Genomic DNA, 13270 nt, shown 5'->3' with positions numbered 1-13270 from the left:
GCAGCAGCGCCGTTCGGCCGGCGCTGGTGGCCACCTGGGCGGTGCGCTCGGCGAACTGGCGGGAGCCGTGCCGGGCGTCGCACCCGATCACCAGGGGGCCGGTGCCGCCCTGGGCGGCGAGCCAGCCGACCAGCCCGGCGGCGGCCTGGGTGACCACGGCGAGGTTCATGCCGTTCGGGCCGGCGCGCAGCGGGCCGCGCAGGCCGGCGGTGCCGAAGGTCAGGGGACCGGCGAACCGGTCGGCCAGCTCCGGGGCGCTCGACGGCAGCCCGTCGAGCACCGCCGTCAGCTCGTCCCGGCTCGCCGGGTCGGGGTCATCGGCCAACCAGCGCCGTGCTTGCTCGCGAATGTCGTCGATGTCAGTGGTGTCCGCCGCCATGCCCCTTGATAGCACGGCGGCGGATCACCGCTGTCGGTTCCCTCGGCTCAGCCGTCGCCGGTGAGCTGGAACGTGCGCACCATCTCGTCGAAGATCGGCTTGCTCTCGGCGAACTTGGCGTCGTTCGCGGTGAGGTAGAACGAGTACGCCTTGCCGTCCTGCGCCACGCCGCGCCAGATGCCGTGCCGCATGGCGTCGCCCGTGCCGCAGGTGTACTCGAATTCGGCGGCCGGCTTGTCGGCCAGCTTGGTCTCCGTCGACGCGACCTGCGCGTACGGCTTCACGCAGGAGGTGCTCCGGGTCTTCAGGCCGTTCTCGGCCGTCTCGGCCCACCGGGTGGAGCTGCTGGACCACTTCTCGGTGATGATGCGCACCTTGCGGCCGCTGTCCTCCGGGTCGATGTAGTCGGTGTACGAGCCGCCGGTGGCCTTCTTCCAGCCCTTGGGCACCATGACCTGGATGCCGCGGGCCGTGTGCTCCTGCATCTCGACGCCCGAGGCTGCGGGCGCGGACGGGGTGGGCTGCGCCTGCGGGGCGCTCGGGGCGGGGTCGTCGCCGCTGGAGAGCGCCACGATGCTGATCAGCAGCACCACGGCCAGGCCGCCGGCCGCGGCGAGCTGCACCTTGCGCGGCCAGCCCTTCACTGTGGTGACGAGCTGGCCCCCGGTGGCGCGGACCTTGTCCAGGGCGCCGCCGCCGGAAGCGGTGGACGGCGTCGTCCAGGGCTGGCCGGTGCCCGGCACCGACCACTGGTTGCCGCCGCCGTAGGTGCTGCCGCCGATCCGCTGGGTGGCGTCGGGCGTGCCGTAGCCGACCGGCTGCGTGGCGTCGGGCCGGCTGCCGTAGGTGACCCGCTGGGTGGCGTCGGGGTGCGCGCCGGCGTCCACCCGCTGGGTGGCGTCCGCGCTGCCGCCGTAGGTGCGCCCGGCGGCGGGACGGCCCGGGGTGGGCATCGCACCGGTGGGCGTGTGCAGCGGACCGGCGAGCGCGTCGGCGCTGGTCTCGTCCAGCGCGGCGGCAGCGGTGGCGGCTGCGCTGGCCGGCTGCGGGCGTTCGCCCCGCCGCAGCGCGGCCAGCCGGTTGGTCAGCGACTCGCCCGGGGCCAGCATGGCCCGGCCGCCGATCTGGTCCTCCGGCTTCGGCTCCGGCTGGGCCGGCTGGTGGACGGGGGCTGGGCGCTGCTGCACGGGCACCACGGCGTACGGGTCGGTGACCGAGTGCACGGCGGTGGCGGTGCTGCCCAGCGGGCCGGCGAGCAGCTCGCGGAGCATGGCCCGGGAGGTGTGCACGTCCAGCCGGCGGGCCGGGTCCTTCTCCAGCAGACCCATCAGCACCCGGGTCAGGGCGCCGCTGCGCTGCGGCGGGGCCGGGGGGTCCTCGACGACGGCGTGCATGGTCTCGATCGGGTCGCCCTTGTCGAACGGCGGACGCCCCTCGACGGCCGTGTAGAGCGTCACACCCAGCGAGAAGAGGTCGCTCGGCGGGCCGAACTCCTGGCCCATGGCCCGCTCGGGCGAGATGAAGTGCGGTGAGCCGAGCACCATGCCGGGGGTGGTGAGCTGCACGTCGGTGGGCATCCGGGCGACACCGAAGTCGGTCAGCACGCAGCGCCCGTCGGAGCAGATCAGCACGTTGGCCGGCTTGACGTCGCGGTGCAGCACGCCGATGGCGTGCGCGACCTCCAGCGCGCCGAGCAGCGCGATGCCGATCTTGGCGACCGCGCGGGGCGCGACCGGACCGTCCTCGATGACCATGTCGGCGAGGCTGCGGGCGTCCAGCAGCTCCATGACGATCCAGGGCCGACCGGCCTCGGTGACCACGTCGTACACCTGCACCACGGCGGGGTGCTGGATGGCGGCGGCGGCGCGGGCCTCGCGCAGCGTCCGCTCGTACATGGCGTCGCGGTCGCTGGGCGCCAGGCCCGGGGGAAGGACGACCTCCTTCACCGCCACGTCGCGGCGCAGCAGGGTGTCTGTGGCACGCCACACCGTGCCCATGCCGCCGTTGCCCACCGCGGACCGCAGCGAGTACCGGCCACCGATGGTGGTGCCGGGCGCTGCTCGTCCGCTGGCGGGACTTACCTGTCCGCCGCTCCACGTCGGGATCTGAGTCACAGAAAAGCCACCGGGGGAAATCGAGGGGGGCTGGGACACAACCCCCCTATCTTGCTGGTTCCGACGCCCGATGCGAAAGCCGACGCGGCGGACGTTTACCGAAGTCCACAGATCGTGCCCAACCGTTCACCTCCCGTCGAGGTGTCGGGACGCACTGTGCGGTATCCCTCACCCGACCATGAGCCGGCGCGTCCTACCATCCGGGGATGAGCGAACGGCGGTCAAGCGAGTCCGGTTTCCCGATCAAGGGCGTCTACACGGCGGCCGACCTTCCGGAGGACCTGGACTCCCGGCTGGGCGGCCCGGGCGAGTTCCCGTACACCCGAGGGGTCTACCCCACGATGTACACCTCCCGCCCGTGGACCATGCGCCAGTACGCCGGCTTCGGCACCGCCACCGAGTCCAACGCTCGTTACCACCAGTTGTTGCGGGCCGGCACCATGGGTCTCTCGGTCGCCTTCGACCTGCCGACCCAGATGGGGTACGACTCCGACGACCCGATCGCGCACGGCGAGGTCGGCAAGGTCGGGGTGGCCATCGACTCCATCGAGGACATGCGGCTGCTCTTCGCCGACATCCCACTGGACAAGGTGTCCACCTCGATGACGATCAACGCTCCCGGCTCGGTGCTGCTGCTGCTCTACCAAATCGTCGCCGAGGAGAACGGGGTGCCGGGCTCGGCGCTCAACGGCACCATCCAGAACGACATCCTCAAGGAGTACATCGCCCGCGGGACGTACATCTTCCCGCCGAAGCCGTCGCTGCGCCTGGTGGCCGACACCTTCGCGTACTGCCGCAAGGAGGTGCCGAAGTGGAACACGATCTCCATCTCCGGCTACCACATGGCCGAGGCCGGCGCGACGCCCGCGCAGGAGATCGCGTTCACGCTGGCCAACGGCATGGAGTACGTCCGGGCCGCGCTGGCCGCCGGGCTCGCGGTGGACGACTTCGCGCCCCGGCTGTCGTTCTTCTTCGTGGCCCGTACGACGCTGCTGGAGGAGGTGGCGAAGTTCCGCGCCGCCCGGCGGATCTGGGCCCGGCTGATGCGTGACGACTTCGGCGCCAAGGATCCGAAGTCGATGATGCTGCGCTTCCACACCCAGACCGCCGGTGTGCAGCTCACCGCCCAGCAGCCGGAGGTGAACCTGGTCCGCGTCGCGGTGCAGGGCCTGGCCGCGGTGCTCGGCGGCACCCAGTCGCTGCACACCAACAGCTTCGACGAGGCGATCGCGCTGCCCACCGAGAAGGCCGCCCGGCTCGCGCTGCGCACCCAGCAGGTGCTGGCGTACGAGACGGACCTGACCGCCACCGTCGACCCGTTCGCCGGCTCGTACGTGGTGGAGGCGATGACCGCCGAGCTCGAGGCCGCCGCCGTGGAGCTGATGGAGCGGGTGGCCGACCACGGCTCGGCCGTCGACGCGATCGAGGCCGGGTTCCAGAAGCGGGAGATCGAGCAGTCCGCGTACCGGATCGCCCAGGAGATCGACTCCAGCGAGCGGGTGGTGGTGGGGCTCAACCGGTTCACGATCGACGAGGAGGAGCCGTACGAGCCGCTGCGGGTCGACCCGACGATCGAGGCCGCGCAGGCCGAGAAGTTGGCCCGGCTGCGCGCCGAGCGGGACGCCGACGCGGTGACGCGTGCCCTCGCCGAGCTGCGGGCCGCCGCCGAGGGCTCGGACAACGTGCTGTACCCGATGAAGGAGGCGCTGCGGGCCCGGGCCACGGTGGGCGAGGTCTGCGGGACGCTGCGCGAGGTGTGGGGGCTGTACCGCCCCACCGACCGGTTCTGACCGACCGGTTCTGACCGACCGGTTCTGACCGAGACGCCCCCGGGTGTGTCCGCCCGGCTTCGGGGGTACGCCGACGGGATGCGTGCCGCAACGCACACGGTGTGCGGTCGGGATGGGCGGACGTATGTGAGCGTCCTTGTCCGGCCCGTTGCGGAGCGTGGTCGTCTTATTGTCGGAGTGTCAGTTCATCACCCCGACTAATGCGACAATTCGCAGAGCGGGTCCAGGGGCCGTAGCGCGATTCGTGGCCGCCCGGTCTGGTTACGCGTTGTAGGAGGTGAGGGGGCAGATGACGGCGTTCGAACGCGATCTACCTGCGGTCCCGCACCTTGACGTGCGCCCTCAGCAGGGCATACGTGACGCTACGCGGTCCGATCATCACCGTAACGAGGTTGCGCAGCGTCACCGCCGGAGGTCTAGGCTGTCTGCTGTCCCCGATGATCCATCCATCTCTAGTGATCGAGAATTCGACGTGACGAGTGCGTTGACGCTGCCCACGGGCGGCCAGCTGGCGTCGTCCTGGCCGGAGACTCCGCCCGGGTCCCAGCCCCTGCCCCGCGACCTGGACCATCTCCTCGCCCTTCGGGTACCGGGGCTCATCGCCACGCGCCGTCACCTCCACTCGCACCCCGAGTTGTCCGGTACGGAGTTCGAGACGGCGGCCCTCATCGCCCGGGAGCTCTCCCTGGCCGGCCTGCACCCTCGGCTGCTGCCCAAGGGCAACGGCGTGATCTGCGACGTCAACGGCCGTCCCGACGGCCCGATCATCGCGCTGCGCGCCGACATCGACGCCCTGCCGCTCGACGACCCCAAGGACGTGCCGTACCGCTCCACCGTCGAGGGCGTCTGCCACGCCTGCGGCCACGACGTGCACACCTCGATCCTGCTCGGCGTCGGCATGCTGCTGGCTCAGCTCGCCGATCTCGGCGAGCTGGACGGCCGGGTCCGGCTCATCTTCCAGCCGGCCGAGGAGATCCTGCCCTGCGGTTCGCTGGAGGTCATCGAGGCCGGCGGCCTGGACGACGTCGTGCAGATCTTCGCGCTGCACTGCGACCCGAACCTGCCGGTGGGCCAGGTCGGCCTGCGGGTCGGCCCGATCACGGCGGCCGCCGACAACGTCACCGTCCGGCTCTCCGGGCCGGGTGGGCACACCGCGCGCCCGCACCTGACCGTCGACCTGGTCGACGCCCTCGGCCGGCTGATCACCGAGGTGCCGGCCCTGGTCAGCCGCCGGGTGCCGGCCAACAGCGGGCTGCTGCTGGTGTTCGGCCACGCCTCGGCCGGCACCCGTTACAACGTCATCCCCTCCGAGGCGTCCGCCTCGGGCACGCTGCGCGTCATGGACCGCGACACCTGGGAGCAGGCTCCCAAGATCGTGGCTCAGGTGGTGCGGGACGTGATCGCTCCGACCGGCGCCACCGTCGACCTGGAGTACCTGCGCGGCCGGCCGCCGGTGAGCAACGACTCCCGGGCGATCCAGGTGCTGACCGCCGCCACCGGCGCCGCGCTCGGGCCGGAGGGGATCGCCGAGACGCCCCAGAGCATGGGCGGCGAGGACTTCTCCTGGTATCTGGAGTACGTCCCCGGCGCTCTCGCCCGCCTCGGTGTGGGTCGTACCGGGCCCAACGTCGACCTGCACCGCGCGTCCTTCGACGTGGACGAGCGGGCCATCCCGGCCGGCGTACGCGTCATGGTGCAGACCGCGCTGCGGGCACTGGCGGCGGCGCGCTGACCCCAGCGACGAGCGCTGGCGTCCTCCGTCGCCGGCTCAGCACCAGCAGCAGGACCGCCAGCGGTACGCCGAACGCCACCAGCCACGGCAGCAGCGCGCCCAGGACGGTGAGCAGGATCGTCATCGAGGAGACGAACGCCTCCCAGCCCCCCTTGAGCCCGACCAGGAAGCCGGTCTCGGCCTTCTCCTCGCTGGTCTTCGCCGCCGGCCCGGCCAGTGACACCTCGATCGTGGACAACGCGGTCAGGTCGGCCAGCCGCCGCTTCTTGGCCTCCAGCGAGGCCAGGTCCGCCTCCCGGCGACCCAACTCGTTCTCCAACGACACCAGGTCGGCGATCGAGTTGGCGCGGGCGAGCAGCCGCCGTGCGCTGTCCACGCGCGCCCGCTGAGTGATGATCCGGGCCTCCAGGTCGACGGTCTCCTCGGTGACGTCCTGGGTGTTGATCTCCCGGCTCTGCTGCCGGCCGAGCTTCGCGACCTCCTCCACGACCCCGGCGAACTTCGCCGCCGGAACTCGCAGCTGCAACTCCGCCACGGCGTCGGCCTCGGCGCTGCGCCGCTGGTCGCCGCCGATGAAACCACCGGCCCGGGTGACCACGGCGCTGACCTCACGGGCAGCGTCGTCCACATTGGCGACCTGCACCCGCATCGATCCGGTGTAGATGATCGCCCGCTGGTCGACCCGCAGGTCCGGAGCACCGGCGCCGGCGCCGGCCGCCCCCGCCGCGTCCGCGTCGCTGCCCCTGTCGGCCGCCCCGCCCGCCGCGGCCGGCGCCTCGGCCGCCGAGTCCGCCGAGTCCGCCGAGCCGCTGTCGCCGGCACCGCATCCCGCCAGGGCCAGCGCCGCCGCAAGTGTGCCCGCCACCAGTAGTGCGCCGCGGCGTCGTCCTGTCCGTCCGTCCATCCCCGCTCCCATCGTCGTCAGCTTCAGTGGCGATAGCTCGGACGCGACGCGCCCGCCGGCTGGTTCCGGCAGACTGCGCTGAGGACATCACGATTCGACAGCCGAGGAGTCACGATGCGGCTCACCAAGTACGCCCACTCCTGCCTCCGGGTGGAACACGACGGGGGAGTGCTCGTCGTCGACCCCGGGGTGTTCAGCGACCCCGCGACGGCGTTGGACGGTGTGGACGCGGTGCTGATCACCCACCAACACCCCGACCACCTCGACCTCGCCGCGCTGCGCCTGCAACTGGACCGGCAGCCGTTCGCGATCCACGGCCCCGCCTCGCTCGCCGAGGCCCTGGGCGACGCGGCCGAGGCGTTGCGCCCGGTCAGCCCCGGTGAGTCGTTCACCGCCGCCGGGGTCGCCATCCGCGCGTACGGCGGGCGGCACGCCGTGATCCACCCCGACATCCCGGTGGTGGACAACCTCGGCTACCTGATCAATGACGTGGTCTACCACCCGGGAGACTCCCTGGTGGTGCCCGACGAGACGCCCGTCGACACGCTGTTCGCGCCGATCCACGCCCCCTGGTCGAAGTTCTCCGAGGTGGTCGACTTCATCCGCGCGGTCGCGCCGCGGCGCGCGTACGCCCTGCACGACGCGTTGCTCAACGACAACGGGCTGGCCGTGCTCGACCGGCAGTACGCCGCGCTGTCCGGCACCGACTACCAGCGCCTGGAGCCCGGTAGCCGGGTGGACGTCTGACCGATGCCGGGCCCCTCCGCGGAGCTGGTGCAGCAGCTCTACCGCACTCCACCGGACCGGTTCGTGGCCGCCCGGGACGCCGCGGTGGCCGAGGCCCGCCGGGCCGGCGACCCGACCACCGCCCGGGAGCTGGCCCGGCTGCGTCGCCCCACGGTCGCCGCCTGGCTGGTGAACCTGCTCGCCATCCGACGTCCCGAGCTGGTCGCCGACCTGGTCCACCTCGCCGACGCCCTGCGCGCCGCCCAGCGGGAGCTGCGCGGGCCCCGACTGCGGGAGCTGTCCGCCCAACGCCGGGCGGTGGTCGGGGCCCTGGTCGCCGAGGTCCGCAAGCTCGCCGCGGCGGAGCCGGAGGCCCCTCCGGTCGGCCGACTGCCACTGGCCGAGGTGGAGGCGACCCTGAACGCGGCGCTCTCCGACGCCGAGGTCGCCGAGCAGGTCCGGACCGGGCGCCTGCTCCGCTCGGCCAGCTACGCCGGCTTCGGTGAGGTGCCCCGGCCGCAGCTGAGGCTGGTCACCGGCGACGAGGAGGAGCCGGAGGCCCAGCGCCCTGCCCGCCGGCCGGGCGCCCAGCGCGAGGGCCGCGAGCCGGCTCCCGACCGGGCCGGGGAGCGGGCCGCGCAGGCCGAGCGTGCGGCGCAGCGGGCGGCTCGGGCCGAGCGAGCCCGACGCCGCCGGGCATTGGACCGCGAGTTGGACCGCGCCCGGGCCGACCAGCAGCGGGCCGATGACGAGTTGACCGAGGCGACCGGGCAGGAGCGCGACGGCGCCGCCGTACTCGACGGGATCGAGACCGAGCTGGCCGAGCTGGAGCGACGGCGGGCGGTCGCCGAGCAGGACCTCAGCCGGGCCAAGCTGGTCCGGCGGGCGGCCGAGCGGGCGGTGACGGTGGCCCGGCGGCGCTCGGGCGAGGTCGAGGCCGCCGTCGAGGCACTGGCGGCCGAAGAGGGGGATGCGGACGCGGGCGGTGGCGCGGCAGACTGACCATCGATGGACGACGACGAGCGGGCGGGCCGTCCGGGGCCGGCCGTCCCCGACCGGAGCGCCGCCGCCGTGCCGCGACCCCCGCAGGCGGCGCCTCGATGACGCCGGAGCAGATCGCCGCCGCCAGCAAACCCGTCATCCTCGATCTCGGCGACGGGTTCAGCAGGTGCCCGAGCACGCTGCGCCGGGCCCGGCAGCTCGGCATCTCCGGCTGGGCCTTCTACATCACCGGTCGGGCCGGCGCACTCGGTGACGTACGGGCGGAGACGGCCGCCGCGGCCATCGGCTTCGTCGCACCGGACGCCGTCGCCGACGGCTGGGACGCCGCCGCGCGGGTCCTGAGGCCGGCCGAGGTGGCCGCCGCGAGTCTCGTCGAGTGCTGCCGGTGGGGGACGCAGCAGCTGGCAGTGCTGCCGGAGGCCGAGCGCCTGGCCGGCCTCGTCGAGCGGGCGGTGGCCGCCGCGGACGCCAGCGGCATGCCGCTCTTCGCCGCGTGGCGGGCCATGCCGCTGCCGGATCTCTCCCCGGGCGCCCGCAGCGCCGCCGGGCTGCGACTGCTGCGGGAACACTTCACCGGCGCCTACCTGCTGGCGGTGCGCGCCGCCGGCATGACCCCGCTGGAGGCGGTGCTGGCCGGGCCGGAGGGGGAGGCCGGCGCGGTGGCGTGCGGTTGGCCGCCGCCGTACCCGCCGGTCGGGCCGTTGGTGCGTCGGCGGCTCTGGGCGGAGGCGGTGACCAACCGGCTGGCCGCACCGGCGTTCGCGGCGCTCGGCCCCGCCGACGGCGCCGAGCTGGTGGAGCTGCTGCACCGCACCCGCGCCGGCCTCGCCGGCTGAGCATCCCGGAGCGAAAATGGGCGGCGTCGTCGGCCGGCAGCTGCCAGGATGTTCTGCCGTGACTCTTCCCGCTGGCTGGACCACACGCCGCCCCACCCTCGACGACGTGCCGGCGATCCTCGCGGTGGTGCACGCGGCCGACACCTTCGCCATCGGCCACCCCGACTTCGACGCCGAGGACGTCGAGCAGTCGCTGACGGCCCCCAGCTTCGACCCGACCCGGGACTCCTGGCTGGCGCTCGACCCGGACGGCACCGTGGTCGCCTGGGCGACGGTGGACAACCCGACCGGGGTCGGCCGGGAGTTCGTAGAGGTCTACGTCGACCCGGAGCGGGCCGCCACCCTCCGCGCGCCACTGCTGGCCCGGCAGCTCGACCGGGTCGCCGAGCGCGCCGCGGAGCGGCGACTGCCGACGCTCACCGTCCGGTGCGCGGTGTTCGCCCCGGAACGCGACTGGGCCCGGGACCTGCGCGCCGCCGGGTTCACCGTGGCCAAGCGGTACGTCCGGATGCGCCGCCCGCTGGCCGACCTGCCGACCGAGCCGTCGCCGCCGCCCGGGGTCACGGTGCGGCCGGTCCGCCCGGACGACGAGGCCGAGCTGCGGGAGTTCCACCGGATCCACGACGTCGCGTTCGGCGACACCCCGGATCACGAGCCGCTGTCGTACGAGCGGTGGCGGGCCCGGATCGGTGACGCGACCGCCTGGGACGAGTGGTTCGTCGCCGAGGTCGACGGGGTGCTCGCCGGCGCGTTGCAGTCCTCCGACCAGGCGCTCGACCAGCAGCAGGGCTGGGTGAAGCGTTTGTCGGTGCTGCCCGCGTACCGTCGGCGGGGTGTGGGTGCGGCGCTGTTGCGCCGCGCGTTCGCCCGCTACGCCCAGAAGGGGCGGGAGTCGGCCGGTCTGGGAGTGGACCTCACCAACCCGACCACCCCGCTGTCGCTGTACGAGTCGGTGGGCCTGCGGGAAACCCTGTGGACCGACATGTACGAACGGGTCGTCCCCGCCGCCGGTGTGTGATTGACGACGCCGGCCGGGCCCGACGGGCACTCGGGTCGGCGACGGTTGCAGACTGGGGGCGTGGGATACGCGCTACGGGGACGCGGTGGCGGTGGGACGGGACCGCAGCTCGGTGACGTAGTCGTCCGGCGCACCCGCCTTCTCGGCGGCGTTCGCGATCTCGGACAGGTACCAGGAGGTCGGCAATCCGCCCTCGTACCCGTCGAACACGTAGACCCACGCGGTCACGTCGCCGTCGAGGGTCGAGATCCGCACGTGCAGCTTGCGGTACGTGCCGGCGGTCACCCCCTCGATCTCGTCGAGCTGGGCGGCGTCGTACGGGTGGATGTCGTAGATCGCCACGAACACCCGGTCGCCGGGGGACTCGACGACGGTGCTCACCGCGCCCTCCCAGCCGATCACGTCCGCTCCGGCGAAGGTCAGCCGCCACCCCTCCAGCCAGCCGGTGCCCACCATGGGCGAGTGCGGGCAGTAGGCCCGCATCCGGGCCGGGTCGAGGTTTGAGCCGTAGGCGGCGTGATGACGCACGGCGATGACGATAGCCCGGCGGGCCGGTGGGGGAGAATACGACCGTGCGTGTCGGACGCGTTCGGGAAAAGAAAGTCACTGTGAGCATCAACGAAGGGCGAACGCTGTGAGCCGGATCGTGATCATCGGCGGTGGGCCGGCCGGGTACGAGGCGGCGTTGGTCGCCGCCCAACTGGACGCCGATGTCACCGTGGTCGAGGCCGACGGCGCGGGCGGGGCCTGCGTGCTCTCCGACTGCGTACCGTCGAAGACGTTCATCGCCAGCTCTCAGGTGGTCACCGGTTACCGGGACACCGAGGAGTTCGGGGTGCACTCGGACGGCCTGGAGGCGGTCACCGTCGACGCGCAGGCCGTGCACGACCGGGTCAAGCGTCTGGCGCTGGCGCAGTCCGCCGACATCCACGCCAAGCTGCTCAAGGCCGGGGTCACCTTCGTGGCCGGCACCGCCCGACTGGGCGAGGATGCCCTCGGGCACACCCACCGGGTCGTCGTCACCCCCGCCGACGGGGGCGAGGAGTACTCGATCGCCGCGTCCACCGTGCTGGTGGCCACCGGCTCGACACCCCGCCAGTTGCCCACCGCCGTGCCCGACGGCGAGCGCATCCTGACCTGGCGTCAGGTGTACGACCTGCCGGAGCTGCCCGAGCACCTGATCGTGGTCGGCTCCGGCGTGACCGGCGCCGAGTTCGCCAGCGCGTACCTGGCGATGGGGGTCGAGGTCACCCTGGTCTCCAGCCGGGACCGGGTGATGCCGCACGAGGACGCCGACGCGGCGTCGGCCATCGAGCGGGTGTTCCGCAACCGGGGCATGAACATCCTCAACAACTCCCGCGCCGACGCGGTCCGGCGTACCGCCGACGGGGTGGAGGTGGAGCTGTCCGACGGTCGCAAGGTCACCGGCTCGCACGCGCTGATCGCGGTCGGCTCGATCCCCAACACCGCGAACCTGGGCCTGGCCGAGTACGGCGTGGAGCTGGGCCGGGGCGGCTACGTCACGGTCGACCGGGTCTCCCGGACGAACGTGCCCGGCATCTACGCGGCGGGTGACTGCACCGGCGTGCTGCTGCTGGCGAGCGTGGCCGCCATGCAGGGCCGGATCGCGATGTGGCACGCCCTCGGCGAGGCCGTCCGTCCGCTGCGGTTGCGGACCGTCGCGGCGAACGTCTTCACCGACCCGGAGCTGGCCACCGTGGGCGTCTCTCAGGACGAGGTGGACGCGGGCAAGGTGCCGGCCCGGCAGGTGATGCTGCCGCTGTCCGGCAACGCGCGGGCCAAGATGGACGACCTCTCCGACGGCTTCGTGAAGCTGTTCTGCCGGCCGGCGAGCGGCCAGGTGGTGGGCGGCGTGGTGGTCGCCCCGAAGGCCAGCGAGCTGATCCTGCCGATCACCATGGCCGTGGAGAACAACCTGACGGTCAACGAGTTGGCGCAGACGATCACCATCTACCCGAGCCTGTCCGGCTCGATCACCGAGGCAGCCCGCCAGCTCATGCTCCACGAGCTGGAGTGATTCGCCGGGTCTGGATCACGGCGACGGTGCCGAGGACGGCGACCTCGGTGACGATGAGCAGGCGTTCGGCCAGGCCGATCAGCACGCGGTCACCGGGGTAGGCGGACCAGACCATCGCCGCCGCCAGGGTCAGGCTGAGCAGGGTCAGGGCGCGCAGCGTCCGGGCGGCGGCGTCCAGGTCGGGCCGGCGGGCCAGCAGCCAGCCGCCGACCGGCAGCGCCAGGAAGGCGACCACCGACGCGTACCGGTGGAGGTAGGCGGCGGTGGTCATGGCGGTGCCCGGCTCGTTCGTCGGCACCACGGCGGCCAGCAGCAGCCCCGCCACCCAGGCGCCGAGTAGCAGCTCGACCGCTCGACCGGGCGGCGGGCCGGTGCGGCGCAGCCCGTACATCACTGCCACGGTGGCGAGCGCCAGCACGACCATGGCGACGTCGATGACGCCGCCCCGGTCGGAGACCGCGAAGTCGCTGATGGTCAACGCCCACGGGTTGAGGTCGTCGTTGACTTCCAGATGACCGATGACGGTGAGCAGCGCCGCCACGGCGATCCCGCTGAGGGCCGCCACACCGGTGTTCCGGGTTCCAGGCATGCCTCAGCCTGTCGCCGCGAACACCCCAGCCAAATCCGGGACCGTCACTGACTTGGCCCCCAAACCCCACCCCTAGAGGCACCCCACGCGGTCGGTCCTCACGAGATCTTGGACAGTTTCCGTTCGCGCCGAACGGAAACTG

At 73.0% G+C, this 13270-nt stretch carries 11 protein-coding genes and 1 pseudogene; 7 read left to right on the top strand and 5 right to left on the bottom strand.

Translation table 11 applies throughout. The features are described from left to right. Nucleotides 1-379, bottom strand: a pseudogene (locus tag AB0J68_RS13545) (phospho-sugar mutase); the annotation flags it as partial. Between the two features lie 47 nt (nt 380-426). After that, on the bottom strand, nt 427-2493 hold the full coding sequence (locus AB0J68_RS13540; RefSeq protein WP_363938542.1) for a serine/threonine-protein kinase: 2067 nt from the start codon (nt 2491-2493) through the stop codon (nt 427-429). Between the two features lie 206 nt (nt 2494-2699). Between AB0J68_RS13540 and AB0J68_RS13535 the strand changes: the two genes are divergently transcribed. Further along, entirely contained in the window at nt 2700-4283 is a 1584-nt protein-coding gene (locus tag AB0J68_RS13535) for a methylmalonyl-CoA mutase family protein (protein ID WP_354853972.1), read from the top strand. A gap of 472 nt (nt 4284-4755) precedes the next feature. Beyond that, nucleotides 4756-6015, top strand: a complete 1260-nt coding sequence (locus AB0J68_RS13530) for an amidohydrolase (protein WP_354853975.1) — start codon at nt 4756-4758, stop codon at nt 6013-6015. On the opposite strand, the gene AB0J68_RS13525 is transcribed toward AB0J68_RS13530, so the two are convergent. Next, a complete protein-coding gene (locus AB0J68_RS13525; protein WP_363938544.1) occupies nt 5972-6940 on the bottom strand; it encodes a DUF4349 domain-containing protein in 969 nt (322 codons plus the stop codon). The genes AB0J68_RS13530 and AB0J68_RS13525 overlap by 44 nt on opposite strands. A 93-nt stretch (nt 6941-7033) precedes the next feature. Here AB0J68_RS13525 and AB0J68_RS13520 point away from each other — a divergent pair, with 93 nt between their 5' ends. The 4 genes from AB0J68_RS13520 (at nt 7034) to AB0J68_RS13505 (ending at nt 10501) form a co-directional block, all read left to right on the top strand. Continuing rightward, on the top strand, nt 7034-7666 hold the full coding sequence (locus AB0J68_RS13520; RefSeq protein WP_355062890.1) for an MBL fold metallo-hydrolase: 633 nt from the start codon (nt 7034-7036) through the stop codon (nt 7664-7666). A 3-nt stretch (nt 7667-7669) separates the two neighbouring features. Then, complete coding sequence (locus AB0J68_RS13515; protein WP_363938539.1) at nt 7670-8647, top strand: hypothetical protein; 978 nt, start codon at nt 7670-7672, stop codon at nt 8645-8647. A 98-nt stretch (nt 8648-8745) separates the two neighbouring features. Continuing rightward, nucleotides 8746-9483 carry a hypothetical protein gene (locus AB0J68_RS13510; protein ID WP_354853984.1) on the top strand — a complete coding sequence of 246 codons (738 nt, stop codon included), beginning with the start codon at nt 8746-8748 and terminating at the stop codon, nt 9481-9483. A gap of 58 nt (nt 9484-9541) precedes the next feature. Further along, nucleotides 9542-10501 carry a GNAT family N-acetyltransferase gene (locus tag AB0J68_RS13505; RefSeq protein WP_363938536.1) on the top strand — a complete coding sequence of 320 codons (960 nt, stop codon included), beginning with the start codon at nt 9542-9544 and terminating at the stop codon, nt 10499-10501. 72 nt (nt 10502-10573) lie between these two features. On the opposite strand, the gene AB0J68_RS13500 is transcribed toward AB0J68_RS13505, so the two are convergent. Then, on the bottom strand, nt 10574-11029 hold the full coding sequence (locus AB0J68_RS13500; protein ID WP_354853990.1) for a gamma-glutamylcyclotransferase: 456 nt from the start codon (nt 11027-11029) through the stop codon (nt 10574-10576). A gap of 106 nt (nt 11030-11135) precedes the next feature. Here AB0J68_RS13500 and AB0J68_RS13495 point away from each other — a divergent pair, with 106 nt between their 5' ends. After that, a complete protein-coding gene (locus AB0J68_RS13495) occupies nt 11136-12539 on the top strand; it encodes an NAD(P)H-quinone dehydrogenase (RefSeq protein ID WP_354853992.1) in 1404 nt (467 codons plus the stop codon). On the opposite strand, the gene AB0J68_RS13490 is transcribed toward AB0J68_RS13495, so the two are convergent. Then, complete coding sequence (locus AB0J68_RS13490; protein ID WP_363938533.1) at nt 12517-13128, bottom strand: DUF998 domain-containing protein; 612 nt, start codon at nt 13126-13128, stop codon at nt 12517-12519. The genes AB0J68_RS13495 and AB0J68_RS13490 overlap by 23 nt on opposite strands. Nucleotides 13129-13270 lie beyond the last annotated feature (142 nt).

The organism is Micromonospora sp. NPDC049580, from assembly GCF_040675595.1.
GTDB lineage: Bacteria > Actinomycetota > Actinomycetes > Mycobacteriales > Micromonosporaceae > Micromonospora.
This window is presented reverse-complemented; position numbering and strand designations above follow the sequence as displayed.